Genomic DNA, 26033 nt, shown 5'->3' with positions numbered 1-26033 from the left:
TTAAATCTTACCTACCAAGTCCAGTGATGGTGTCAATGTCGCAGCACCGTCATTCCATTTGGCTGGGCAAACCTGGCCTGGGTTGGCAGCGGTGTATTGTGCCGCTTTCAACTTGCGCAAAGTTTCTTTCACATCACGCGCGATTTCGTTGCTATGTACTTCAGCAGTCTTGATCACGCCTTCGTTGTTGATTACGAAAGTACCGCGCAATGCCAGACCTTCTTCATCAATATGCACGTCAAAGGCACGTGTCAATTGGTGAGTCGGGTCGCCAACCAACGGGAATTTTGCTTTACCCACGGCTGGTGAAGTCTCGTGCCAAACCTTGTGGGAGAAATGTGTATCGGTGGTCACGATGTACACTTCAGCACCAGCCTTCTGGAACTCTGCGTAGTTGTCAGCGGCATCTTCAACTTCTGTAGGGCAGTTGAACGTGAACGCTGCCGGCATGAAAATCAATACAGACCATTTGCCCTTTAAAGATTCTTCAGTTACTTCGATAAATTTACCGTTGTGAAATGCCTGGGCCTTGAATGGTTGAACTTGTGTATTAATCAATGACATTGTGCTCTCCTTTTAATAATGGTTTAAAACGTTGTTTCACTTAACTAGTGATCTGATACTGCTATTTAAACTTTGTTTGTTTAAGCGAATGCATGCATTGTAGACAACTTTAATACATATGCATAATTGATTGTTTTAATTTTAATGATAAATATTACTTATCAAAAATTAAAGTGATACGGTGACTTCACCGTGGCCGCTGAAACCGCGATTATCCTGCCAGTTAACTGCAATCACATCACCAATTCTGGCGTCTTTCAAATAAAACGTAAAGTAGGGGTTACGCGAAATGCCGGTGCCGGTTTGCGCATCGACAATGACCGCTCCATTCAGTATCACCTGCATCAGCTGCATGAAATGCGCTGGCATCAATTGCCCATCGTCATTTTTACTGCGACCAGTGCGCATCGGGTGCACGATAATAATCTTGAGCTCGGTAATGTTCTTGCCTAACGGCCCGTCTGCAAGTGGCCTTGCGCGCATTTTCATGCTGCTGGCGAATGGCTCTTCGCGCTCACTACCTGCACAGCCATCCTCCAGCACAATCACATCACGGCGTTGTTGTTGAAATTGGCCGCCAGGATTCTGCACTAAGGCGATTAATTCACCCGATTGCGCCAGCTTGATGCGCGTTACCAGCTTAGGCAATACCTGCTTGCCTAACTCAAAACTGGCGATCAGCGGCGTCGGGTTGGCATCGGCCAGCAAACGCATGTTACTGACACTACCCGCAGGCTGCTGGCTGGAAATCTCCACTTGCACCACCGCCCCATTTTCGGCTTTTTGTGGTGCTTCGATATGAATCTCCTGCGAAACCGGTACTGCTTTCGCCTGCAATGCTGACATGACCTCGGCAGTGTGCTTGGCTTCAAACGCCTGCATAAACCAGGTGGCAGCCTGTACTTTCTGAATCATCATCCAGAACGGTAAGGTCGCCAACGCGAAACAGCCTTTTAATAGTGTCCGTCTTTGCATTTAACGCTCCTGCAACCATTTAGCCTTTGTCATCATCTTTTTCCAGTGCTTGCTGCAAACGGAGCGCCTTCAGTCGAGCTTCGACTTTGGATTGCAAATAAAAATCCCCATCTTTGGCTTTACTGGCGATTTCAAACTGATCTACCGCACGCGGAAAATCGTATTTGCGCACATATGCCTCACCCAATGCCTGATGTCTCAGCATTTGCTTGCCTTGCCCCTGGTAAGCCGCGGCCAGCCATTCATACAGTTTGGGATCATCAGGAAACGTTTGCAGCTGCTTTTGGATAAAACTCACTGCCGGCGCCCACTGATTGCTATTAATCAATGACTCCGCCTGGCCCTGGGCAAATATTCTATGCTGCGGGTAACGTTGCAGACCTTGTAAAAACTGCGCTTGCGCTTCCGGCACCTGGCCGAGCTTGGCCAACGTCACCGCTTTCAGGGTAATAATGTAAGGATTGACCATGCCATGCTGCTCCAGCCATTGCACTTCCTGCTGGGCATTTTTTGCCTGGTTCGCCCGTAAATAAGCATACGCCAACCCGAAGTGTTCGGACTGCTCATTCTGGAATCGGCCTTCCTCCAGGTTATTCTTGAACTCTTCGACCATTTGCGTGGGAGAACCCTGGAACGCGCGTATTTTTGCCCGCATCAACGAAAAAGCTGGGTTTTCATTGACCTGTTTATAAGGCAGGTTTTGCACACGGTTACCCATATCGGCAATCCGCTCGCTGGTCATCGGGTGAGTACGCAAATAACTAGGCATATTGCCATCAGAAAAACGCGTCGCCCGCTGCAAGGTATTAAAAAAAGCGGGCATGGCGCGTACGTCAAACCCGGCATCCTGCAAGATAGTCAGGCCGACACGGTCCGCCTCACGCTCATGCTCACGCGTATAATCAATCTGGCGCTGGATACCGGCAGCCGACGCCGCTGTCATCGCGCCCATCCCCGCTTGCGGATTTGACCTCATCACTAGCAAAGCCAGCGCAGTCGCAGCAATATTCTTGAACATATCGTATTTTTGCGAGGCCAGCATACGCGCCAGGTGATGCTGGGTAACATGACCGATTTCATGTCCCAGCACACTCGCCAACTCAGACTCACTATTGGATGATGTAAACAAACCGGTATGCACACCGATCACACCGCCAGGCATCGCGAACGCATTAATGCTTTTATCCTGCAAAACAAAAAAATAGAATTTCTGCTGTTTGTCCGGGCTACTGGCCCCCAGACGCTTGCCTAATGCCTGTAAATAATCAGTGACCTCGGCATCATCAAATACATCCTGGCTCACAGCCACCTGCTTGAGAATCTGGTTAGCGATTTTTTCCTCATCGCGCGCAGACAATACGGTTTGCGAAGCATCCCCCAGTTCAGGCAACTGGTTGGAAGAGTCTGCCGGTAAATTTAAATCCAGCTCGGGCTCATAAGGTTTACCGGAGAACTGGCCAACCGCACTTTCTGCCAGCATGGGGAACCCGGATGGCATCAGCAGAGCCAACGTCACACTCCATCGCCCAAGTGCGCGGCGCGAGTAGGGATCAACAAATTTGAGTGGGTTAAAAACCATGTACCTTTGAGTAAAAACGATCCTGAAAATCACATTATTCCTGAATCAACATAGACCGCTGACCCAAACTTGTTATGATAACGGCTTCACCGCTTGAGTTCATCATTTTTCAACATGTCCGAATTAACGCATTTCAACGCACAGGGCCATGCGCATATGGTCGATATTGGCGATAAAGCGCACAGCAAACGTGTGGCCATTGCTGAAGGCACCATTCATATGCAAGCGGCGACATTGCAAACCATTTTGCAAGGTAATGCAAAAAAAGGCGATGTCCTGGGAATTGCCAGGATTGCAGCCATTCAGGCCAGTAAAAAAGCAAGTGACCTGATTCCGCTTTGCCACCCGCTTAGCTTAAGTCGTGTTGATGTGAGCTTTGCGACAGATGAGATTAATCATCGTCTTGTTTGCCGTGTGCAGTGTGAAACTACCGGGCAGACGGGGGTAGAAATGGAAGCATTGACGGCGGTTCAGGTGGGGTTGTTGACGATTTACGATATGTGTAAGGCAATAGATCGTGGCATGACGATGGATAGTATTCGATTGTTGGAGAAACATGGTGGGAACAGTGGGGATTGGGTAGCTGCTGAGAACAGTGGCAATTAAATTCTTCCTGACGTCAGCTTAGCTTCTAATGCTAACTCTTAAAGATTAGCTTAAAAAGCAATTCTCATTTTTTTAGCTTGGTGGTCATTCTTTTTCGCCCCTAGGCGACTTTATGCTTGTCCATAAGAAAGAGGGTCGCCTAATGGTGAAAAAAGGAATGGTGAATAATCTAAGAAATACCTATTTAAGATTTCCAGCCAGTACGGCACTCTTCTCTTTAAAGGACCTGAGCCAAGCAATAATGCTGCCTGGATTCTGGCCTCCGCCAGAATGACGACCCCTTGCTGTTCTTATGATTTGCGCACAGGCCTGCCGTTAAGCTATGTACTGCACACGCCGCACTGTCAGGCAATCAACGCGGCAATTCTCCGTGCACACTCCGGCGCCATCGTCACCCCATAGCGAAAATGCCCGGTATTCAAATACAAATTCTCAATCTGCGGATGCCGTCCTATCATCGGGATATTATGCGGCGTCCCCGGCCGCAACCCACTCCAGTGTTTAATAATCGGCTGCCCACGCAATTCTGGCAATATTGCCTCTGCCTTCTCCTGCATTTCTAGCCGCATGCTCTCGGTCACACCTGTATCAAAACCGACATCCTCAAGGCTACTGCCAGCCAGCAAGTGGCCATCCGCACGTTGCAGCATATAAAAACCATTCCGGTAAACAATATGTGGCAACAAGCCAGGTTGCATTTGGTATAGCAGCATCTGTCCGCGCATGGGCTTGATATCCAGCGTAAGGGCAGTCTGTTTAAGCAACTCAAAGCTCCAGGCGCCTGAAGTGACTACGTAGGTATCCGCGTACAAGGTTTCATCTTCAGTAGTTTTCCAGCCACTGATAGGCAATTGCCCTTCTTGCAATGGCATTAAACGGGTTTGCTCACGTAACTTGACGCCGTGTTTAATCAACCAGGCTTTCAGGGATTGCAACAGGCGAGGATTACGGATTTGTATCACTTCAGGGATCAGCAGGTTTTCGCCATGTGCCTCTACTGCCAGGCCAAATTTGCTACACCATGCCAATGCCAGTTCGCGCTCAAAGGATGGCTGAATCAGCATGCCACTTTGAATACATTCAGGATCAATGCCGGTTTCTGCAAACAACTCGGCGCTGACTGCTGGGTAAGCTCTGGCACCGGCCAGCGCTAGTTCGTTGACCACATCCTGGTAAAACCATGGCAACAGCGGAAACGCGATACCCGCCCCGGCCCAGGAAGATTCCCCCGATGTTTGTGCGGCGATGATATTGCGCTCTACCACTGTGACTTCATGGCCTTGCTTGCGCAATTGCATGGCGGTCAAACAGCCGACAATGCCGCCGCCGACAACTAATACCGAAGTGTTTGCCATTAAAGAATTTTCAGGAAAAAACGCGTGTGTCTAACAGTGGATTAAATAGGAATTAAATTAAACAGGCTGCCGACTTTACACTGTTAGCAGCCTGCTTGAAATCAGGGGTGGAGTTTCTAGGGTTTGCGGCCGGAAATCAAATAGACTTCCATGGCGATCAGGGCGGCATTACTGCCCAGCAATACCAGCACATCACCTTCGTTCAGCACGATATCGCCGCGCGGGACGATAGGTTCCGGCATGTTAGGGCGGCGTAGCTGTTTAACCTCGACCGCAAAATCTTCAAACGGAACATGATCCAGCCGTAAGCCATGCGCATAGAAATTTTTATACATTTCCACCGAGTGCAGTTGTGGCAAAGAGGCGGTAGACGCATCGGCATCGCTGACACCGCGGAAATAACCCTTGAACATTTTGTAGCGTTCTTCGCGGAACAGGCGGATACGTTTTACCACCCGATTTAGCGGCACCCCCAGGGTTACCAGGGCATGCGAAGCTAACATCAGGCTGCCTTCGAGAATTTCCGGCACCACTTCAGCCGCACCGGCGGCGCGCAACTCATCCATCTCGCTGTCATCATGCGTACGCACAATCACCGGCAGGTTAGGATGGCGTTCCTTGATTACATCCAGCACCTTCATGGAGGCACGTGTTTCGGCATAGCTGATAATCACGGCCTTGGCACGACCCAGGCCAGCGGCTTCCATTACTGAACGCCTGCTGGCATCACCATAAATCACGTTTTCACCGGCAGACGCGGCTTCCTGCACGCGGCTGGCATCCATATCCAGGGCAACATAGGGAATATTTTCTTCACGCAGAAAACGGCCCAGATACTGACCGCTACGGCCATAGCCACAAATAATAACGTGACCACTTAATTCCTGGCTGTGCTCCTGGATAGTGTCAACGCCTTTGATGCTATTGCGGGTATAGCTTTTTACCAGGTAACGCGCGATACGGCCGTTGTACTGAATAATAAATGGCGCCACCAGCATCGAAAGTATAGCCACGGACAACACCAGTTGCAGGGCCTCACCATCGATCAGGCGCGTTTGCAAACCCAAAGCCAGAATCACAAAAGTAAATTCACCTGCCTGGCCCAGGATAATGCCGGTACGAACACCCACCCCCATTTCAAAGCCATAGAATTTGGTCAGGAAAGCAATCAGGGCTATTTTGAACATCAGGTAAACCGCCAGCAACACAACGATCAAGCCTGCATGTTCAAGAATGACCCTGACATCCAGCAACATACCGACACTGATAAAGAACAAGCCGAGCAGAATATCTCGGAAAGGCGCGATATCCGACTCCACCTGGTAGCGGAACTTGGTTTCTGAGATCAGCATGCCGGCGACAAAGGCACCCAGCGCGAAGGATAGACCGGCAAAATTGGTGGCTGCCGACATGAGCAAGGTCACCATCAGCACGTTTAATACAAACAGTTCGCGTGAACGCTGTTTGGCTACCAGCTCAAACCAGAAGTTGAGGATATTTTTACCAAACTTGAATAACAGGAATAGCAGGACTGACGATTTCAACAATGTCAGTCCAAGCACATCCAGCCAGTTATTACTGTGCGCACCCAATGTTTGAATCAGCACCAGAATTGGAATCACTGCCAGATCCTGGAATAACAATACCCCGATACTCAAACGTCCATGACGTGAGCTGAGGTCTACGCGTTCCATCAGGATTTTTGAAACGATGGCGGTAGATGACATGGTCAACGCTGCACCGATAATAAAAGCAGTGGTCAGGCTTAACCCGGCCATTTTGCCTAGCAACAGGCTGACAACCAGCGTGAGAATCACTTGCCCGCCACCCAGACCAAACAGGGTTTTACGCATGGCATATAGCTTGGGCAGGCTGAATTCCAGGCCTATGCTAAACATCAGAAACACAATGCCGAATTCAGCTACCTGGCGACCGGTTTCTTCATCCTCAAGCAGGCCCAATGTATGCGGACCGAGGACGATGCCGATCATAAAGTAAGCCAGTATTGCCGGCAGTCCCAATATGCGGAACAAACCGACGGCAAATACCGAACTGGTGAGCAATAAAAGTAAATGGATTAGGGAGTCAAACATGCAAAAATTCTAAGCAACTAATTAAAACCATTGATTTAGACCACATTGCCGATATACAGAGAATACGCCGCTTGTGGTCGTTAATTTATTATAAAACCGGATTATGTCAGCTTAATTATGCCGCCACAAAACTTTTGTTCAATGCAAAAAATGTGCCTGATATTAAAAAAACGGTAAAAAAGCCTAGATTCGCTTTCTTGCCGGGGCTGTCACTTGCTATACTTAGTGACCATGAGTATAGCAAAATCAGGTGTCAAACTTGCTGAAAGTTCTGGCATAGTAGAAAAAGCGCGCAATGTGTTATTGCACGAAGCAGATGAGATCCGCCAGCTGGCCGGACGCCTGGGCGCTGAGTTCGAAGCTGCGGTCCATATGATTCTTGACTGCCGCGGCCGTATTGTTGTCACCGGCATGGGGAAATCCGGGCATATCGGCGGCAAAATTGCAGCTACACTCGCCAGCACAGGGACCCCAGCATTTTTTATGCATGCGGCCGAAGCCAGCCATGGCGACCTCGGCATGATTACCGCTGAAGATGTGGTCATTGCGCTTTCCAACTCGGGCGAGAGTGATGAAATCATCAACATTCTGCCTGCTATCCGTCGCATTGGCGCCCGTATTCTCAGCATTACCGGCACGCAAGATTCAACCTTATCGCGTGAATCGGAAGTACATTTAAGTGCTGCAGTTGGTCATGAAGCCTGCCCGCTAGGCCTGGCACCGACCGCGAGCACCACCGCGGCACTGGCTTTGGGCGATGCACTGGCGTTATGCGTGCTTGAGCAGCGCGAATTTACTGCCGAAGACTTCGCCCGTTCGCACCCCGGGGGTAGTCTTGGCCGCCGATTACTGGTCAGGATTAAAGATGTGATGCGCACTGGCGATGCTATTCCAAGTATCAGTGAAAAAGCCACGGTGCAGCAGGCAATCCAGGAAATCACCAGCAAAGGCATGGGGTTTACTGCCATTGTGAATGCTGAACAAAAACCGACTGGTATATTTACCGATGGCGACCTAAGACGCCTGTTTGTTCAGGGACTCACGGATCACCAGGCGCCTATTTTAAATGTGATGAGCAAGCAGCCCCGACTGTTGGGTACCCAGCAAATGGCCGTTGAAGCCGTCAGTTTGATGGAGCAACACAGAATCAATGGTTTTCTGGCTGTGAACGAGCAACAGCAATTGGTAGGCGCATTTAATATGCATGACTTGCTCAAGGCGAAAGTCGTTTAGGCAGACAGGTAGAGATTTTACGCATGCTTAAATATCCGATTCTGCTGCCGATTGGTTTGATGCTGTTTTTGGCACTGCTGACTTTTTGGATTAACCAAACAGTGCAAGAGCAAGCGGCGCGCGTGACTGGTCTGAGCCGTCATGCGCCCGATTACATGCTGTATAACTTTGTCAGCACGCGCACCGATGCGACTGGAAAAACAAAATATGTGCTGGCTGCTGCTCAGATGCGCCACTACCCGGATAGTGACCACACTGAACTGGACAGGCCGCGTTTTACCCAGTTTGGACAAGAGTCTCCATACACACAGATTCACGGTCAGCGTGGCAAAATATCCGGCAATGGTAAACTGGTGGAGTTTGACAAACAGGTCAAAGTGATTCGCCAGGCCACCGCTGAAAAAGGTGAAATGCAAATGCTTACCGAGAAGTTATTCGTAGAGCCGGATACGGATATTGCTTATACCGATTTGCCCGTCACTATCCATCAGAAACCAGCGACAGTGATTACCGGTACCGGTATGCGTTTTGATAAAAAATCGGAAACCATGCAATTATTTAACCGGGTGCATGTTCATTATGAGCGAGCGCCCGATGCAGCACCCACAAAGGCTGTGGTCAAGCCAGCTAAAAGCGGCACCAGCAAAAATACAAGTACTAAGAGTCGATGATTCTGGAGAGATGAGTTGAAAACGCGCACGCAATTATTTTATGTTACCTGCCTGATGCTGGGCACGCTATGCTCAGCTACCGGTTGGGCTGAGGAGTCAGATCGTGACCAGCCGATAGAGCTGGAAGCCGATACCGTCAGCGTCAACGATGCGAAAAAAATCAGCGTCTATACCGGTAATGTGATCCTGAACCAGGGTACTTTGCAAATCAAGGCCGACAAGATGATAGTACGTGAAGACCAGGATGGCTTCCAGCATAGCACTTGTACCGGCACTCCTAGCACGCCAACCACATTTAAACAGAAACGCACCGGCAAAAATGAGTGGATGCAAGGCAGTGGTCAGCGCATTGAATACAATGCCCGCATGGATAAAGTGCAACTGTATACCAATGCCTGGGTCAAACGTGGCGAAGACGTAGTGACGGGTGATTACATCAGTTATGACGCCAATGCCGAATATGCAGAAGTGATCGGTGGCACTAAAGCAAACCCGAATGGCACCGCCAACAGCCGCGTGAAAGCTACCATACAGCCAAAAAACAAAACAACCCCACCAGTGTTAGATAACAAATCTAATACCCAACAAGGGTTGCGGATGAATCGCTCGTTGCAGTTAAGGACTGAACCGGTACCCGATGCACCTGAAAACGGATCCAAGAAAGAATCACAGTAAAGACTGGCAATATGCAAACAACCGTTTCTCCAGACAACAGCCATTTGTGCGTCAGCCATTTAAAAAAAACCTATCAGGGCCGTACCGTCGTCAGAAACACCACGCTTGATTTGCACAGTGGTGAAGTGATCGGATTACTGGGTCCGAATGGTGCAGGCAAAACCACTAGCTTCTATATGATTGTTGGCCTGGTGGCATTGGATGACGGCCGTATCACCCTGGATGGTACCGATGTTAGCCACGCCCCCATGCATGAGCGTGCGCGTATGGGTCTGGCCTACCTGCCGCAGGAAGCCTCCATTTTTCGCAAGATGTCTGTGACCGATAATATTCTTTCGATACTGGAAACCCGTCCTTATACCGCTGAACAGCGTGAAGCCAAACTGGAATCATTGCTGGATCAGCTACATATCCAGCATATCCGCAATAGCCAGGCTGTCAGTTTGTCAGGGGGTGAGCGCCGCCGGGTTGAAATCGCGCGTTGCCTGGCAACTGACCCGAAGTTTATTCTGCTGGATGAGCCATTTGCCGGGATTGACCCGATTGCGGTGATCGAGATCCAGAAAATTATCCGTTACCTCAGCAGCCAGAATATAGGCATTTTAATCACAGATCATAACGTGCGTGAAACGCTGGATATATGCGACCGCGCTTATATCGTGAATGAAGGCGCCATCTTTGCCGCGGGTACGCCGGATGAAATCATCCAGAACGAAGGTGTACGTGAAGTATATCTGGGCAAAAACTTTAGGCTGTAATTTGTTATGAAGCAAAACCTGCAATTACGCATGTCGCAAAACCTGGCTCTGACGCCGCAGTTGCAGCAGTCTATCCGTCTGTTGCAATTGTCGACGCTGGAACTTAACCAGGAGCTGGAAGCCATCTTGCAGGAAAATCCTTTACTGGAAATGGCTGACAATGAAGAAGGCGAGTTTGAAGATAACACGCCCGAAGCACCGTTGCAGGCTCAGGCTGAAGTGGAAGATGCCAGTTCATTTGACGTTGCCATTCAACAGGATATTTCTTCGCCAGCCGATACTTTGCGTGAAGAATTACGGGATGACCTTAGCGGTAACGAAGGCGAATTACCCAACCTTAATGAAGAATTCACACCGCCGGAATTTGAAGATGATTATGGCGAATTTGGCAGTACCAGCAATTGGGACGAGGCAGGCCGCAACAATAATGACGATGAAGACGGCGATTTCTCCCGCCAGGATGCCAGCAGCATCAGCTTGCGTGAGCACCTCATAGACCAGATTCAGCTGGCGCATTTATCGCACCGTGATATGAGCCTGGTTAAACTGCTGCTCGACAGCATTAATGATGACGGCTATCTCGAACAGGATCTGCAGGAAGTCGTTGAAAACCTGCCGCTTGAACTTGAGGTAGATTTGCTCGAGCTGGAGACCGCACTCAAGCTGATCCAGAATCTTGATCCCATCGGCATAGGTGCACGCGATTTGCGTGAATGCCTGTTATTGCAACTTAATGCCTTGCCTGGGGATACGCCCTACCTGAAAACCGCCATTGCACTGGTCAAAGATCATCTGGCACTGCTTGCCAATAAAGATTTTGTGAAGCTGCGCAAACAATTGAGTTGCGATGAAACCTCACTCAAAGGCGCGCAACAGCTAATCCGCCAGCAAAACCCGAGGCCGGGTAGCGAATTTTCCAATTTCAGCCACGATCATTTTATCCAGCATGATGTGGTGGTCAAAAAGATTAAAGGTATTTGGGTAGCTACCCTGAATGATGGCGTGATCCCTAAATTGCGCATCAACCAGATGTATGCCGATATTCTTAAACGTAATCGTGAGAGTTCCGGCCAGTATCTGCAAAGCCAGATGCAAGAAGCCAAATGGATGATCAAGAATATCCAGCAACGATTCTCGACCATATTGCGCGTATCGCAAGCAATTGTGGATAGGCAGCGCAACTTTTTTGAGCACGGTGACATTGCCATGCGCCCGCTGGTATTACGTGAGATTGCCGAAGAACTCGAATTGCACGAAAGCACCATTTCCAGGGTAACTACGCATAAGTATATGCTCACACCACGCGGCGTTTATGAACTTAAATACTTCTTTGGCAGCTCAGTTGCGACAGATGCTGGTGGTTCCTGCTCGGCGACGGCGATCCGAGCACTGATCAAACAGATGGTCGCAGAAGAAAACGTCAAAAAACCATTGTCAGATAATCAGATTACCGACACCCTGGCACAACAGGGCATTGTGGTAGCGCGCCGGACCATTGCCAAATATCGTGAATCATTGAGCATTCCACCCGCCAATTTGCGTAAGTCACTTTAAAGCGTAATCTCTATATTCCAGAAAAAAGCCGCTAAAAAGCGGCCTTTTACTTTCAAGCAGTTAATTACTTAATGGTTATTTTGGCGAACTTGCGTTTGCCAACTTGGGCCACCACCACGCCTTTTTCCAATTGCTGATTTTTGTCTTCCACTTTTACGCTATCCAGTTTCACTCCACCTTGCTGAATGGCACGCATCGCTTCACTGGTGCTTTCTACCAGGCCAGCCAGTTTCAGTAACTGGCTGATACCAATACTCTCGCCTTCAATGGCCACTTCCACTTCCGGCACATCATCAGGGATGCCACCTTTGGCGCGCGTCTGGAAATCTGCCAGTGCTTTTTCTGCTGCTGCCTGTCCGTGGAATCGGGCTACGATTTCCTGCGCAAAACCTACCTTGATATTACGCGGGTTTTCGCCACCGGCAACTTGCGCTTTCCATTCGGCGATCGTTTCCAGTGAGGCAAAAGACAGTAAATCAATATAGCGCCACATCAGCGTGTCGGAGACAGACATGATTTTGGCAAAAATTAATTCGGGTGCCTCGCTGATACCAATATAGTTGCCCAGCGATTTGGACATTTTATTAACGCCATCAAGACCTTCCAGCAATGGCATCATCAGCACACACTGCTGCGCCATTCCCGCCTGCTTCTGCAACTCGCGACCCATCAGCAAATTAAATTTTTGATCGGTGCCGCCCAACTCCAGATCGGACTGCAAGGCGACAGAATCGTAGCCCTGCAACAACGGGTATAAAAACTCGTGAATCGCAATCGGCTGATTACCTTTGAAACGCTTGGAAAAATCATCACGCTCCAACATACGCGCCACAGTATGGCTGGCAGCCAGTTTAATCATGCCAGCTGCACCAAGCTCGCTCAACCATTTGGAGTTGAACACAATTTCGGTCTTAGCCGGATCCAGGATTTTGAATACTTGCTCTGAGTAAGTGTCCGCATTGATTTTGACCTGCTCTACTGTAAGCGGCGGGCGGGTAGTGCTTTTACCAGTAGGGTCACCTATCATGCCGGTGAAGTCACCAATCAGGAATAAGATCTGGTGACCAAGATCCTGCAACTGGCGCAATTTATTGATAAGTACCGTATGGCCTAAATGAAGATCAGGTGCGGTTGGGTCAAAACCTGCCTTGATGCGCAGTGGCTTGCCGGTTTTGAGCTTTTCAACCAACTCTTGCTCGATCAGCAATTCATCCGCACCGCGTTTGATAATAGCCAGTGCTTTGGCAATCGCGGGGGAAATTTCCGTGCTAATCGCCTCGACTGAAGGTTTTGAGTCTGTCATAAATACATTTCTGTCATGCTGTTAGCGAAGATACTTCTTAACAGCATGGTTTAAATTAAAGCGGCTATTTTAACGTAATCTGGTGCATTACTGTAGGCATATCCCGCGACGATGTTACTATGTGGGCCTATGATTTCACAGTCAGCAGTCCCCGATACGCGTTACTTTATTGGCATCATGTCAGGCACCAGCCTGGACGGTGTTGATGCGGCATTGGTCGCGCATACCGGTGATTGCTTTGAACAAGTTGACCAGGCATTTGTACCATATCCATCCGTAATCAAACAGGCATTGCTGGCGTTGCACCAACCTGCCATCAATGAACTGCATGATGCAGCACTGATGGCAAATAGTTTGGCCGAGCTCTACGCAGAGTCTGTATTAAAAATTTTGCAGCAAAGCCAATTGCCGGCATCAGCAATTACCGCGATTGGCTGCCACGGGCAAACCATACGCCATTGTCCAGACCTGCAAGATGGCCAGGCTTATACCTTACAACTAGGTAACCATGCCCGGCTGGCAGAACTCACGAATATCACAGTAATAGGTGATTTCCGCAGCCGGGATATGGCAGCAGGCGGTCAGGGCGCACCTTTGGTACCGGCCTTTCACCAGGCGGTGTTTGCGAGCCTTACTAAAAACCGCGCTATTATCAACATCGGCGGCATTGCCAACATCTCGTGGTTACCAGTGGATGGGCAAGTGACCGGATTCGATTCCGGCCCCGGCAATATGTTGCTCGATCAATGGACGCAACAACACACAGGTCAGTCCTTTGACGCCAATGGCACCTGGTCTGCCAGCGGACAGGTAAATAGTGTTTTATTAGAAGCCATGCTGGCTGAACCCTATCTGGCGCAGGCTGCACCAAAAAGTACAGGACGGGATTTGTTTAACCAACAGTGGCTGGCGCAACATTTAAACGTGGTTGATGACCGCCCGGAAAATATCGCGCGAACCTTACTGGAGCTTACAGCGCTTAGTATTGCCGATGCCATCAAACGCTTCTGCCCAGGCTTGGACGAAGCCTACGTCTGCGGTGGTGGTGCACACAATGGCTTGTTAATAGAGCGCTTATCAAGGTTGATGGGTTGCGTTATTGAACCCACCGACAAACTGGGTGTGGCGGTAGACTGGGTGGAAGCGGTGGCTTTTGCCTGGCTGGCGCAACGCTGTGTCGATGGCCTGACTAGCAACCTGCCAGCGGTCACCGGGGCACACGGTCTGCGTATCCTCGGCGCCATTTATCCCGCCTAATCTACTTTGCTTTCACGCATGCAGTGCAAATGCACCACCATTAGGGCTTAAACTGGTGCATGTTTTTATGGCATTTTCTGTGTTTTCACTGCCAATCTCCCGCTAAGTAGGTTTTTTTAAGAGTTGATTGCGTATAATTTAGCCTTAATCCCGTCTACCCATTTTGAGTATGTTATGGCAACCAAAGCGACCATTTCTTTTGATAACGACACCCCCGCAATAGAACTCCCGATCCTCAAAGGCTCGCTGGGCACCGATGTGATCGATATTCGCAGCCTGGGCAAACACGGTATTTTCACTTATGACCCGGGATTCATGTCCACGGCGGCTTGCGATTCTGGCATCACCTTTATTGATGGTGAAGAAGGCTTGCTGTATTACCGCGGCTACCCTATTGAAACCCTGGCTGAAAATTGCGACTTCCTGGAAATATCCCACCTGCTGTTACATGGCGAGCTGCCAAATGCCGCCCAGAGTGAAGAGTTCGTCAACGCGATCCGCAAAAACAGCATGCTGCACGACCAGATGAGCAATGTCTTCCGCGGCTTTAGGCGCGACGCTCACCCAATGGCCGTGATGATAGCCGTCGTCGGCGCGATGGCTGCTTTTTACCCTGACAACAATGATGTCAGCAACCCGGAGTCGCGCAAACGCGCGGCAATGCGCTTGCTGGCAAAAGTGCCGACCATTGCAGCATGGAGCTACAAATACAATATCGGCCAACCGTTTATGTACCCGAAAAACAACCTGGGTTACGCCGAGAATTTCATGCACATGATGTTCGCCACGCCCTGTGAAGAATACGTGCCTAACCCTATCCTGGCGCGCGCGTTCGAACGTATCCTGATCCTGCACGCAGATCACGAACAGAATGCTTCTACGTCTACAGTGCGTCTGGTCGGCTCCAGTGGAGCCAATCCATTCGCCTGTATCGCAGCCGGCATCGCCTCGCTGTGGGGCCCTTCACACGGCGGCGCCAACGAAGCCACACTGAACATGCTGGAAGAAATGGGTGACATCAGTCGTATCGGGGAGTTTATCAATCGCGCCAAAGATAAAACCGACAGCTTCCGCCTGATGGGGTTTGGCCACCGGATCTACCGCAACATGGATCCACGTGCTTCCATCATGCGCAAGACTTGCCATGAAGTACTGAATGAACTGGGTTTGCAGGATGACCCTATGTTCAAGCTGGCAATGGAGCTTGAGAAAATTGCATTGGAAGACGAATACTTCGTTTCACGCAAACTGTATCCGAATGTCGATTTTTACAGTGGTATCGTCATGCGCGCCATGGGCATCCCAAACTCCATGTTCACCGCCATTTTTGCGCTGGCACGTACGGCTGGCTGGATTTCGCAGTGGTGCGAGATGAATGCCGACCCGGAACAAAAAATCGGCCGCCCGCGTCAACTTTACGTCGGCGAAACGCGCCGCGAATTCGTACCATTGGATCAACGCTGATTTTAAATCTGTTGAAAAATAAAAAACGCCGGGATCCCGGCGTTTTTTGTGCACTGAGTAGGTTAAACCGAGAAAGAGCTACCGCAACCACAAGTCGTTGTGGCATTTGGGTTACGAATCACAAACTGGGACCCTTGCAGGCTATCGGTATAATCAATTTCCGCCCCTGCCAGATACTGCAGGCTCATCGGGTCAATCAATAAAGTAACACCATCTTTATCCACTTGCGTGTCGTCATCGTTCACCTCTTCTTCAAAGGTAAAGCCGTATTGAAAGCCGGAGCAACCGCCACCACTTACAAATACGCGTAACTTGAGGTCGGGCGTGCCTTCCTCATCAATCAGTTCTTTCACCTTTTTGGCGGCATTATCGGTAAATACCAATGGGGTTGGCATTTCAATATCAATCATAGCTTCTGCGGTCATCATAGACTCCTGTCAAACTCTCAAACTCAATATGGCGGCGAAATTAAATATTTCAAGTTAATTCTGGTACAGCCACTTCGGGTGGTTGTTCTCCGAGGTAAATCAACTTGCCTTCAATCACTGCGCCGGTATGCATTTCCAGTGACTTGTAGTACAAATCACCCACTATCCGTGCCTTGCTTTGCAATTCTATAAATACTGAGGATTTCACCGGCCCGCGGATAATCCCGTTCAACACAATCTTGGAAGCCTCTACTGCCCCGGTAATAGCCCCATTCTCACTGATAATGAGCGTGCTCGGGTGCTCTCGTTTTTCAATCAGGTTTCCGGCTATCTGGCCATCTACCCGCAAGCCGCCAGCGAAGTGCATATTGCCTTGAATCTGTGTTTCGTGACCGACTAGTGTATCAATATGGCTGTCGATATGAACGCTTTTTTTGAAAAACATGGCATTTCCTGTTCCGAATCAATTATTCTGAATGCGTGCTTGTTTCTAGAACCGATACAAGCAAATATTATGCACACACTTAACGCTTGGTAATTTTCTTGTAAAACACCAGTTCTTCTTTCAGTTTGATGTTTTCATCTTGCTGGGCCGTGAGCGTTTTTGCTAGATTATTGCTGGTAGCCAGCTCTACCTGTAACTCACGTTGCGAAGCAATTAATTTTTTCTGAAACTCAATATTTTCTGAAGTCACCTGACGCAGGCGTTCGCGGACATACTGGCTATTATCATCATGCAGTGCCCAGTAAGCCAGTGCAAAGCCAAGCAACAAGTTGATGACAGCCAGTGTACCCTGAAAATACCAAGGCCTGTGTGAACGCACTGCGACTTGCTTGGCTGTTAATCCAAAATGGTTCCTGAGTCTTCTACGTATTGGTCTTATCATTATGGCAATAATGGCAACACTTGCAAACCTGTATCTGACGCCAATCCAAACATGATGTTCATATTCTGAACCGCCTGGCCTGAAGCGCCTTTCACCAAATTATCTTGCACGACAATGATCGTCACATAATCATTTGCCTGTGGATATAAAGCCACCCGCAAAAAATTAGAGCCGCGCACTGAACGTGTTTCAGGCAAAGCACCTGCAGGCATGATATCCACAAAATAATCATCCTGGTAATGCTGCTCATACACTGCTTGCAATGCCTGCTTTGCGCCTTCTGCATTCAGCTTCACATGCAGGGTCGTCAACATACCGCGAATCATCGGGATCAGATGTGGTACAAAGATTAGGTTGACCGCATCATTGCCCGAGAGTTTCTTCAATTGCGCCAGAATTTCCGGGTGATGCCTATGCCCGGCCACACCGTAGGCTTTGAGGTTATCACTGGCTTCGGAGAATAAAGTGCTGACTTCGGCTTTTCTGCCCGCACCTGATACCCCAGATTTGGCATCTGCAATAATTGGTGCAGAAAAATCAATCCAGCCATTTTGCAGTAATGGGGCCAGACCCAACAAAACCGTCGTTGGATAACAGCCTGGATTACCGATGACTTGCGCGTGTGCAACTTCATCTGCATATAACTCCGGCAGACCGTACACCGATTGTTCCAATATATCGGTACAGCTATGCGGCAGTTTGTACCATTTTTCAAACTCTGCTGCATCCTGCAGGCGGAAGTCCGCCGCCAGATCAATAACCTTCACACCTGCCGCGACTAACGCTGGTGCCTGGCTCATTGCCACTCCATGCGGGGTAGCAAAAAATACGACATCGCATTGGCTTAAATCAATGGTTGTGGGATCGCTAAAGGTTAAATCAACCACACCCCGCAAGCTTGGAAACATATCAGCCACCGGCAAGCCAGCTTCACCACGGGATGTAATGACCTGCAATTGCACTTGCGGATGCCGTGCCAGCAAACGCAATAATTCAACACCTGTATATCCGGTGCCACCGACAATGCCGACTTTAATCTTTTCCATAGACTTCAACCAAACTTGCGATTCATGCAGAGAAAAATAAAACAATAAATGAAAAAGGCCGCCAACGCGACCTTTTTGCACAACTCTCTTGTAACAAACGTGAAATTAACGTTTGGAGAACTGCTTCCGGCGACGTGCTTTGCGCAGGCCGACTTTTTTACGTTCAACTTCGCGAGCATCACGGGTAACGAAACCAGCGTGAGACAAAGCGCTCTTCAACGCTGTATCGTAGTCGATCAATGCGCGAGTAATGCCGTGACGCACAGCACCAGCTTGACCAGACTCACCACCACCGTGCACGTTGACCAAAATGTCAAATGTCGCTGTGTTATTTGTTAATTCCAGTGGTTGACGCAGAATCATGCGAGATGTTTCGCGTGAGAAATAAACGTCAACTGGCTTGTCGTTCACTACGATGTTGCCACTACCGGACTTAATGAACACACGTGCCACTGAGCTTTTGCGGCGGCCTGTGCCATAGTTGTATTTACCGATCATGCTTTATCCTAATCGTCTGTATTTAGATAGTTAATGTTTGCGGTTGCTGAGCAATGTGCTCGTGCTTGTCACCGGCATACACTTTCATTTTCTTGATCATGGCATAGCCCAAAGGACCTTTTGGTAACATGCCTTTTACTGCTTTTTCCAACGCACGACCTGGGAAACGGTCTTGCATTTTAGAGAATGTAGTGGTTGTGATACCACCTGGGTAACCGGAGTGGCGGTGATACAATTTACCGCCAGCCTTGTTGCCGGTCACTTTAATTTTGTCTGCATTGACGACAACGATATAGTCACCGGTGTCTACGTGCGGTGTGTAAATAGCTTTATGCTTACCACGCAGGCGGTGAGCAATAGCACTGGCCAAACGACCCAAGACTAAATCTGTGGCGTCGATCACGAACCAATCACGTTGTACTTCATGCGATTTTGCTGAAAATGTTTTCATTTTATAACTACCGAGTTATAGCGTGTAAATTAAGAGGGCGGATTATAAGCCAGCTTGAGAAAGCTTGTCAACGAATTAATCCGAAAAAGAATTGACGGTTACGCCTGATCGCAATCTTTCATGCGTGCTATTTGACCAACATTGTTTTTTCTCGTGTCAATTATGCAAATTAACGGAAAATAAACCTAGTTTATGGTCAATTCCCCTTGATATCTAGGGGTTTTATACGGTCAAGTGTTATATTAGGCCATTCATTGTGTTTCCAAGCAAGCTTCAATTTAAAAATAAACATTTGCATCATGCTTTTTTGCAACACGCATACACAAAGCAGACGCTTCGCAGCTTTTCACCGGTTGCGACTGATCTCTTTATTTTTTCTCGGTTTGGCGTCCGTTTCAAATGCCGCCGAGTTAAATACACTCAGTATCGAATCTGGGTTGAATGAACCGTTTCTCGCGCAATTCAGAATATATAACGCACAATCGAGCACAGACCTAAGCTGCTTCACCCTGCAACAACCACCTTCACCTGACCCTATCCAACTCGAATACACCACCTTGAGCAATCAGCAAGGTAGTATCATGTTGTGGTCAAACAGCCCGATTTCCGCACCACTAAAACTGACCCTTATTGATCACTGCCAGCATAGCAGCCAAACTTTAAGTATCCAGGCCGATAATACTGTCACTGTTTCACCCCCAGTTTCCACCAATAAAGTGGCCACTGAGGCTATACCTTTGCAACCTGTAACAGCAGAAACCATTGCTGACACACCTTCTGTGCAGACTGAGATAATTTCAGCGCCGACCCTGATATCTCCAGATGTTCCACTAGATACTTACAATGCATTGCAGCAACAAATTAACGCACTTCAAGTCGACTTTAAACAATTACAGAAAAAATCCGACACGCTTTATGCCAGCAATCTTGCCCAGGCAAATATATTAATGACATTAAAAAGCCAGCTAACCCAACTGCAAAATGAAAATCACTTGTTGCGTACGCTGGTATTGACACTGAGCCTGGCATTAATCGTCAGCGGCTATTTCTTCGCCGATTGGCTGCGTCGATATGCAGCGATCCCTAAAACATCCAAAGTGCGCGAGAAATCTAAAGACAAAACTAGCAATCCTGCACAGCCTGGCCACAGTCAATCTGCAGATACATTTGCCAGAACTCAGCAGGCGGCACCTCATACACAATCACCTTATCAGCCAACAAACCAGGCGACGAACAGACTGCAATCTGTTCCGCTACATGCGAATGATGATGCGGTATCACCGGCTAGCACACCGCAGAGAATCAGTTCTCAGCAGAATACTAATGCAGTGATGCAGGACGCTTCCCGGCTATTTACCCATGGCCGTGCTAATCAGGCGATTGAGCATTTGCAGCAGCATCTGGCGCGCCACCCTAAATGTTCACCTTGGATGTGGCTTTATCTACTCGATTTATTATCCAAGGAGGATAAGCAACAAGAGTTTGATATTGTGGCCGCGGACTGCAGGAAACATTTCAACCTTAGCGTGGAGCGCAGTCCCGACCTTAAACAGCAGGGAATAGAATCCTATCCTCGCATCATGAAAGCTTTGCAACAGACCTGGGGTACGCCACAGGTGATTTCGCTGATTGACGACCTGGTATACAACACGCGCCTTGTACCGCGCATGGGATTTGAACGCAGTGTGTTTGAAGAGTTGATGATGCTTAAAGAAGTGGCTTGCCAGACCCAGAATCTGCCTACGGTACAGCCAACGGTCAAGACCACTGCGGATGCAGAATCGATGAGTGATAATTTGCGTGAATTGCAAAAACTCTCAGGTGATATTTATGTGCTGGCACCAGTCGACCAGACGCCATTCCAGTATTGGACCGATTTCACCTTCGAACTGGATGAGCCTTCAACGGCACGCAAATCAGCCTAACCAGTAAGCCCCTGCAAACCCTGCGGTTAAGGCAGCGCCTATCCACACATTATCCAGAAAAGCCTTAAAACACTGTTGTGGATCGCGCTTGCTGATGAGTTTATATTGTCGCGCAATCAACACACACGCCAAGATCCAACCCAGCCAGAAGGGCCATGCGAAACCCGCATATATCGCAACAGCTGCCAGGATCAGCATCATGACAGTAAAACAGCCCATGATTGCCATCACATCAAAGCGCCCGAAGGTAATGGCTGACGAGCGTATACCAATCTTAAGATCATCTGCACGGTCTACCATGGCATAAGCCGTATCATAGGCAATGGACCAGAACATATTGGCCAGCAATAAGCACCATGCCACCGCTGGCACCTGCCCTTGCAAAGCAACAAATGTCATCGGGATACCGAAGCCAAATGCCAGCCCGAGATAAGCCTGCGGTATGGCCAGGAAACGTTTGGTATAGGGATAACTGATGGCAAGAAATAATGCGGGCACCGACCATGCCACTACTTTCCAGCCCAGGGTGCAGACTAGCGCAAAAGCAATCAGTGCCAGGATGACGGCCACCAGATAAGCTTCTTTGACTGAAATTTCGCCGGTTGCCAATGGCCTTGCCTGCGTACGTGCTACAGCACCGTCCCAATGCCGGTCCGCAATATCATTGAGTGCGCAACCCGCCGAACGCATAAGGATAGTGCCTAAAACAAAGACAGCCACTACATGCAAATCAGGTTGCCCTTGTCCGGCAATCAGCAGTCCCCATAAAGTTGGCCACATCAATAACCAGATACCAATGGGTTTATCCAGCCGGGTCAGGCGATAGTAGGCATTCCATTTGGCAAACGACAACATTATTCTTTTAATCCATTATCGGTATTCGTTAACAGGCTTGGCAGAAAAACTTCAGTGACCAGCAAGTGATTGCGTTGCAGGCAAAATAATGAACGGCGCGCCCATAATGGGTGGTTTGTCTTGAGCGTTAATTTTTTTGACACTGCTTTGTAAAGAGCGTGCGCAGGAGTGAGTTTTCTAAAATGCAAAGCGCCACGCTTAACTTTAGGATTAGCAAACAAAGCGGCCCCCAATGGTAACCTTCCCATTTTGCGCAGACTATACCATGGACCTCGCAAATCTTTGCGCGCAATCACGCTATGTGCAAACACGCGTGGTTGCCCGTCGCCCATCAGCCATACTTCGCGCACCCATGTTTGGGTATAGGCTGGTAATCGCAATAGTTGTCGCTCATCGACATGTGGCTTGCCCCATGCTTCATGGTAAGGCTGCACAGAAAAATCCGCATACTGCTGTTTTAACTTGGCAGTCAATGAACCGCGCTCTTGCAACCATGGACGCAAGGCGCTCCTGATTATCAATTTAGCGTGCCAGCGGGCGTCATTGCGATAATGAACGCGTTGCATCTAGGTTACTGTTGGGGCAGTTTAAAGGTTTTAGGCAACCACACCCACAATTGCCCTTGCTGCCGCATCGCGCCTGCCAGTTTACCGGCAGCTTCGCCGTCACCCCAATAAATATCGGCACGCACACCACCTTTGATGGCACCGCCTGTATCTTGCGCCACCATTAGTTGTTGCAGCAGAGCATCCGAATTCGGGTAAGGGTAAGTCGTTGCCATGTATACAGGCGCGCCCAATGGAATATAAAACGGGTCTACCGCAATACTGCGGGCAGGTGTTAATGGCACGCCGAGCGCACCGAGCGGGCCTGATAAGCCTGTAGGTAATAATTTAAAAAATACATAACTGGGGTTGGCATTTAGCAAGCCCTGCAATTGATCCGGATGCTGTTGCCCCCAGGTTTTAATGCCTTGCATGGAGGCTTCGCTGGCAGTGAGCTCGCCGCGCTCGACCAGCACTTTACCGATAGACTGGTAAGGATGTCCGTTTTGGTCGGCATAACCAACAGGGATGCGCTCGCCACTTTCCAGCTCGACAATGCCTGAACCTTGCACCTGCAGGAAGAATGCTTCCACAGCGTCATTCACCCACAACAATTCATTGCCCAGCAATGGCGACTGTTGCTGCTCAATTTCGGTACGGGTGTAATAAGGCACCAGTGTTTGCCCCTGTACACGACCGCGCACGCGCTTGTATTTAAGGTCAGGGAATAAATTCGACAGATTGACCGTAATCAGGTCTGCGGGCACTTTATACAATGGAACAGGATAACGCTCACTGGCTGCTCTAGCACCTTTTAATACCGGCTGGTAATAGCCGGTAATCAGTCCCTGCTGGGTGCCTTCGACTTGCTGTGTAGCATAGACATTGAAATACTGCTGCCAGTAAGCTTTGATCGCATTGGCATCATCACCTTTGACGGTCGGTGCCGCAGCACATACGGCTTGCCAGTCAGGTTTTTTCCTTAATCCCTGGCAACTTTGCAACCATGCTGCCCAACTGGCAACCCAGTTCTCGTTATCCACTCCTGGCATCTCTGTCCAGCTCGCTGGGGTTAATAATGCATAAGGTGAAGTTGGCACCGGACGGCTGCCTTGTGTGGCTAGGTCAGGCTTTTCAGCCGTCGTAGTCACCGATGGTTTGGATGCAGATTTTTTGGGAGGGATAGGCGCAGCCGATTGGCAACCAGCCAGGCCAAAGGCCATCAAAACAGATATCAACAACAGGCCTGATTTACTTGCGCTGATTTTTCTTGCTAAAAACACATCAATTAATTTCACTTGAATCTTTTCATGACTAGCTCACGCATGTATGAGCGTCAGCCTTAATGTAATCCTGCCGCCTGATGCAGCCAGAAAGTCGGGATATCCACCTCAAACCAGTGACCATCAACCGCCACCATCTGGTACGTACCGTACATTTCGCCACTCGGCGTATTAAACATCACGCTGCTGGTATATTTGTATTCAGCATCGGGCGCCAGCAATGGCTGCTCGCCAATCACCCCCAGGCCTTTGACTTCGCGCACCTGCTGCATGGCATCGGTGATCACCCAGTGTCTGCTGATCAGTTGCGCCGGTGTTTTTCCGGTATTCCGGATAGTGACGGTATATGCATAAACATATTGCCCGGCTTCAGGGGACGATTGATCGTGCAGATACTCGGTGATGACCGAAACCTCGCATGCATATAATTCGTTATCTTCCACGGTTTACCCAATCATGCCGGTAGTAGGTGAACTTGGGCTGGCGGAATACAGCTTTTTCGCCATACGCCCAGCCAGAAATGATTCGCGTCCGGCTTCCACTGCCTTTTTCATGGCACCGGCCATCAGCACCGGGTCTCGCGCAGCGGCAATCGCGGTATTCATCAACACCCCGGCACAACCTAATTCCATAGCTATCGCGGCATCAGAGGCACAGCCTACGCCAGCATCCACCAGCACAGGAATCTTGGCGTTTTCAATGATAATCTGCAGGTTCCATGGATTCAAAATCCCCATCCCGGAACCAATCAGTGACGCCAGCGGCATCACTGCAACACAGCCGATGTCTTCCAGCTGTTTGGCAATAATCGGATCATCCGAGGTGTACACCATGACTTCAAATCCTTCTTTCACTAATACTTTGGCAGCTGCAATCGTTTCTGTTACGTTAGGATATAAAGTATTCGGGTCACCGAGCACTTCAAGCTTGACCAGGCGGTGATCGTCCAGCAGCTCACGCGCCAGGCGCAACGTACGCACCGCGTCATCAGCACTATAACAGCCTGCCGTGTTCGGCAGATAAGTAAATTCGGTAGGCGGCAGATAATCCAGCAACGAAGGCTCATTGGCATTCTGGCCGATATTAGTGCGACGGATGGCAACAGTCACAATTTCGGTACCGCTGGCATCAATCGCCGCGCGGGTTTCCGCAAAATCTTTATATTTACCAGTCCCCACCAGCAGGCGGGATTCATAACTTTTACCGGCAATTACCAGTGCATCACTCATGTATTTATTCTCAAAAAATCTTGTTTCTGTAACAGGGATAGGATTAGCAAATGCTATTTTGGTTGCAGATGATTCAACCGCCGCCAACCGCGCCAACGATCTCCAGCCTGTCGTTCCCTTGCAGTTGCACCTCCGGGAACTGGCTGCGCGGCACAATATCACCGTTACGTTCGATGGCAATGCGCTTGCCAACCAATTGCATATGTTCAACCAGTGCCAGCACTGTCATCGCCTCCGATGGCAATTGCATGGCTTTACCATTGACAAGAATTTGCATCCCACTCTTCATTTTGTATTTTCCAGCCGTTATTTTACGAAATATTGACGCATTTGGCTTTTAGTTTTTAAGTGCTGGTTAGGTTGTCATCCAATCGTCATGGCTGTGCGTTAAACTAAGCAAACATGGCATCATGTTTGCTTTGATGTTGTAGCGGCGCAAATACAGCATAGCAATTGGACCAAATTGGGCACTTTAACGTTTAACCCTTTGCTCAATCAGGAACTTTTTGTTAATTTTGTCGCCACAGACACGACGAACAAAATTCGTTATGTCGTATTGGAAATATTGAATCCCAAAAGGAAAAATTGAAATGCAAATTGTAGAGTCTTACCAACAAGCTTCGTCTATTCATTTTTTAACTGACGAAATTTATTCACCAGGCTTAAATACTGCTGCTGATGTGAGTGCTTCAAAAGCTTCGCTTAAAGCTCAGGAACATAAAAAAGCCATTCTCGAGTTACATCGTTTTCTGGAATCCAGTTGCGATTGCGTTTAAAGCTTTAACACACGCTCGACCGT

Annotated in this window: 28 protein-coding genes; 10 read left to right on the top strand and 18 right to left on the bottom strand. The window is 49.0% G+C overall.

The annotated features are described in order from the left end of the window. The 3 genes from ahpC to ASG24_RS12950 all read right to left on the bottom strand — a co-directional run bounded on the left by ahpC (position 1) and on the right by ASG24_RS12950 (position 3055). Entirely contained in the window at positions 1-564 is a 564-nt protein-coding gene (gene ahpC, locus ASG24_RS12960) for an alkyl hydroperoxide reductase subunit C (RefSeq protein ID WP_055828833.1), read from the bottom strand. A 168-nt stretch (positions 565-732) separates the two neighbouring features. Beyond that, the gene (soxZ, locus tag ASG24_RS14485; protein ID WP_082488110.1) at positions 733-1539 is read right to left on the bottom strand and encodes a thiosulfate oxidation carrier complex protein SoxZ; all 807 of its coding nucleotides are present in this window, start codon (positions 1537-1539) and stop codon (positions 733-735) included. Between the two features lie 19 nt (positions 1540-1558). Beyond that, a complete protein-coding gene (locus tag ASG24_RS12950) occupies positions 1559-3055 on the bottom strand; it encodes a M48 family metalloprotease (RefSeq protein ID WP_235562422.1) in 1497 nt (498 codons plus the stop codon). 177 nt (positions 3056-3232) lie between these two features. Here ASG24_RS12950 and moaC point away from each other — a divergent pair, with 177 nt between their 5' ends. After that, the gene (gene moaC / locus ASG24_RS12945; RefSeq protein WP_055872110.1) at positions 3233-3724 is read left to right on the top strand and encodes a cyclic pyranopterin monophosphate synthase MoaC; all 492 of its coding nucleotides are present in this window, start codon (positions 3233-3235) and stop codon (positions 3722-3724) included. A 344-nt stretch (positions 3725-4068) separates the two neighbouring features. On the opposite strand, the gene ASG24_RS12940 is transcribed toward moaC, so the two are convergent. Next, positions 4069-5079, bottom strand: a complete 1011-nt coding sequence (locus ASG24_RS12940; RefSeq protein ID WP_055872109.1) for an FAD-binding oxidoreductase — start codon at positions 5077-5079, stop codon at positions 4069-4071. A gap of 116 nt (positions 5080-5195) precedes the next feature. Further along, positions 5196-7172, bottom strand: coding sequence for a cation:proton antiporter (locus ASG24_RS12935; protein ID WP_055828841.1), 1977 nt, complete (start codon positions 7170-7172; stop codon positions 5196-5198). Positions 7173-7403: 231 nt separating this feature from the next. On the opposite strand from ASG24_RS12935, the gene ASG24_RS12930 reads away from it, so the two are divergent. From ASG24_RS12930 to ASG24_RS12910, 5 genes are read left to right on the top strand one after another with little or no spacing between them, the layout of a single operon-like run. Beyond that, positions 7404-8405, top strand: a complete 1002-nt coding sequence (locus ASG24_RS12930; RefSeq protein WP_055872108.1) for an SIS domain-containing protein — start codon at positions 7404-7406, stop codon at positions 8403-8405. A gap of 23 nt (positions 8406-8428) precedes the next feature. Next, a complete protein-coding gene (lptC, locus tag ASG24_RS12925) occupies positions 8429-9076 on the top strand; it encodes an LPS export ABC transporter periplasmic protein LptC (protein ID WP_055872107.1) in 648 nt (215 codons plus the stop codon). 54 nt (positions 9077-9130) lie between these two features. Next, positions 9131-9751 (top strand): lipopolysaccharide transport periplasmic protein LptA, encoded by a 621-nt coding sequence (lptA, locus tag ASG24_RS12920; RefSeq protein WP_055829188.1) that lies wholly within the window; start codon positions 9131-9133, stop codon positions 9749-9751. Between the two features lie 11 nt (positions 9752-9762). After that, positions 9763-10509 carry an LPS export ABC transporter ATP-binding protein gene (gene lptB / locus ASG24_RS12915; protein ID WP_055828849.1) on the top strand — a complete coding sequence of 249 codons (747 nt, stop codon included), beginning with the start codon at positions 9763-9765 and terminating at the stop codon, positions 10507-10509. A 6-nt stretch (positions 10510-10515) separates the two neighbouring features. After that, positions 10516-12063 (top strand): RNA polymerase factor sigma-54, encoded by a 1548-nt coding sequence (locus ASG24_RS12910; RefSeq protein ID WP_055872106.1) that lies wholly within the window; start codon positions 10516-10518, stop codon positions 12061-12063. A gap of 64 nt (positions 12064-12127) precedes the next feature. On the opposite strand, the gene tyrS is transcribed toward ASG24_RS12910, so the two are convergent. Further along, a complete protein-coding gene (tyrS, locus tag ASG24_RS12905) occupies positions 12128-13366 on the bottom strand; it encodes a tyrosine--tRNA ligase (RefSeq protein ID WP_055872105.1) in 1239 nt (412 codons plus the stop codon). 129 nt (positions 13367-13495) lie between these two features. Here tyrS and ASG24_RS12900 point away from each other — a divergent pair, with 129 nt between their 5' ends. Both ASG24_RS12900 and gltA read left to right on the top strand, forming a co-directional pair. Continuing rightward, positions 13496-14623 carry an anhydro-N-acetylmuramic acid kinase gene (locus tag ASG24_RS12900; protein ID WP_055872104.1) on the top strand — a complete coding sequence of 376 codons (1128 nt, stop codon included), beginning with the start codon at positions 13496-13498 and terminating at the stop codon, positions 14621-14623. A 174-nt stretch (positions 14624-14797) separates the two neighbouring features. Then, positions 14798-16087: a citrate synthase gene (gene gltA / locus ASG24_RS12895; RefSeq protein ID WP_055829191.1), complete on the top strand. Its 1290-nt coding sequence runs from the start codon at positions 14798-14800 to the stop codon at positions 16085-16087. A 62-nt stretch (positions 16088-16149) separates the two neighbouring features. On the opposite strand, the gene erpA is transcribed toward gltA, so the two are convergent. From erpA to rplM, 6 genes are all read right to left on the bottom strand, one after another. After that, the gene (erpA, locus tag ASG24_RS12890; protein WP_055828861.1) at positions 16150-16512 is read right to left on the bottom strand and encodes an iron-sulfur cluster insertion protein ErpA; all 363 of its coding nucleotides are present in this window, start codon (positions 16510-16512) and stop codon (positions 16150-16152) included. 52 nt (positions 16513-16564) lie between these two features. Next, a complete protein-coding gene (locus ASG24_RS12885) occupies positions 16565-16960 on the bottom strand; it encodes a polymer-forming cytoskeletal protein (RefSeq protein ID WP_055828864.1) in 396 nt (131 codons plus the stop codon). Between the two features lie 79 nt (positions 16961-17039). Then, on the bottom strand, positions 17040-17339 hold the full coding sequence (locus tag ASG24_RS12880; protein ID WP_229008705.1) for a hypothetical protein: 300 nt from the start codon (positions 17337-17339) through the stop codon (positions 17040-17042). A gap of 62 nt (positions 17340-17401) precedes the next feature. After that, positions 17402-18448 carry an N-acetyl-gamma-glutamyl-phosphate reductase gene (argC, locus tag ASG24_RS12875; RefSeq protein WP_055872179.1) on the bottom strand — a complete coding sequence of 349 codons (1047 nt, stop codon included), beginning with the start codon at positions 18446-18448 and terminating at the stop codon, positions 17402-17404. A 105-nt stretch (positions 18449-18553) separates the two neighbouring features. Continuing rightward, complete coding sequence (gene rpsI / locus ASG24_RS12870; RefSeq protein WP_055828869.1) at positions 18554-18946, bottom strand: 30S ribosomal protein S9; 393 nt, start codon at positions 18944-18946, stop codon at positions 18554-18556. A gap of 22 nt (positions 18947-18968) precedes the next feature. Continuing rightward, complete coding sequence (gene rplM / locus ASG24_RS12865) at positions 18969-19397, bottom strand: 50S ribosomal protein L13 (RefSeq protein ID WP_055828872.1); 429 nt, start codon at positions 19395-19397, stop codon at positions 18969-18971. 299 nt (positions 19398-19696) lie between these two features. On the opposite strand from rplM, the gene ASG24_RS12860 reads away from it, so the two are divergent. Beyond that, positions 19697-21322 (top strand): FimV family protein, encoded by a 1626-nt coding sequence (locus ASG24_RS12860; RefSeq protein ID WP_235562421.1) that lies wholly within the window; start codon positions 19697-19699, stop codon positions 21320-21322. Here ASG24_RS12860 and ubiA read toward each other — a convergent pair. The 6 genes from ubiA to thiS form a co-directional block, all read right to left on the bottom strand. Then, positions 21314-22177: a 4-hydroxybenzoate octaprenyltransferase gene (ubiA, locus tag ASG24_RS12855; RefSeq protein WP_055872103.1), complete on the bottom strand. Its 864-nt coding sequence runs from the start codon at positions 22175-22177 to the stop codon at positions 21314-21316. The genes ASG24_RS12860 and ubiA overlap by 9 nt on opposite strands. After that, positions 22177-22743: a chorismate lyase gene (locus ASG24_RS12850; RefSeq protein WP_055872102.1), complete on the bottom strand. Its 567-nt coding sequence runs from the start codon at positions 22741-22743 to the stop codon at positions 22177-22179. The genes ubiA and ASG24_RS12850 overlap by 1 nt, the downstream gene beginning before the upstream one ends. Before the next feature lie 5 nt (positions 22744-22748). Next, positions 22749-23945 (bottom strand): murein transglycosylase A, encoded by a 1197-nt coding sequence (locus ASG24_RS12845; protein ID WP_369814189.1) that lies wholly within the window; start codon positions 23943-23945, stop codon positions 22749-22751. 119 nt (positions 23946-24064) lie between these two features. Further along, the gene (apaG, locus tag ASG24_RS12840) at positions 24065-24448 is read right to left on the bottom strand and encodes a Co2+/Mg2+ efflux protein ApaG (protein WP_055872101.1); all 384 of its coding nucleotides are present in this window, start codon (positions 24446-24448) and stop codon (positions 24065-24067) included. 3 nt (positions 24449-24451) lie between these two features. Continuing rightward, positions 24452-25234, bottom strand: a complete 783-nt coding sequence (locus ASG24_RS12835; protein WP_055872176.1) for a thiazole synthase — start codon at positions 25232-25234, stop codon at positions 24452-24454. Between the two features lie 73 nt (positions 25235-25307). Further along, entirely contained in the window at positions 25308-25511 is a 204-nt protein-coding gene (thiS, locus tag ASG24_RS12830; RefSeq protein ID WP_055872100.1) for a sulfur carrier protein ThiS, read from the bottom strand. 313 nt (positions 25512-25824) lie between these two features. Here thiS and ASG24_RS12825 point away from each other — a divergent pair, with 313 nt between their 5' ends. Continuing rightward, entirely contained in the window at positions 25825-26010 is a 186-nt protein-coding gene (locus ASG24_RS12825; protein WP_055828884.1) for a hypothetical protein, read from the top strand. Positions 26011-26033 lie beyond the last annotated feature (23 nt).

It is taken from the genome of Methylophilus sp. Leaf414 (genome assembly GCF_001425425.1).
GTDB lineage: Bacteria > Pseudomonadota > Gammaproteobacteria > Burkholderiales > Methylophilaceae > Methylophilus.
The sequence above is the reverse complement of the archived record's forward strand: the minus strand, read 5'-3'. Positions and strand labels throughout refer to the sequence as shown.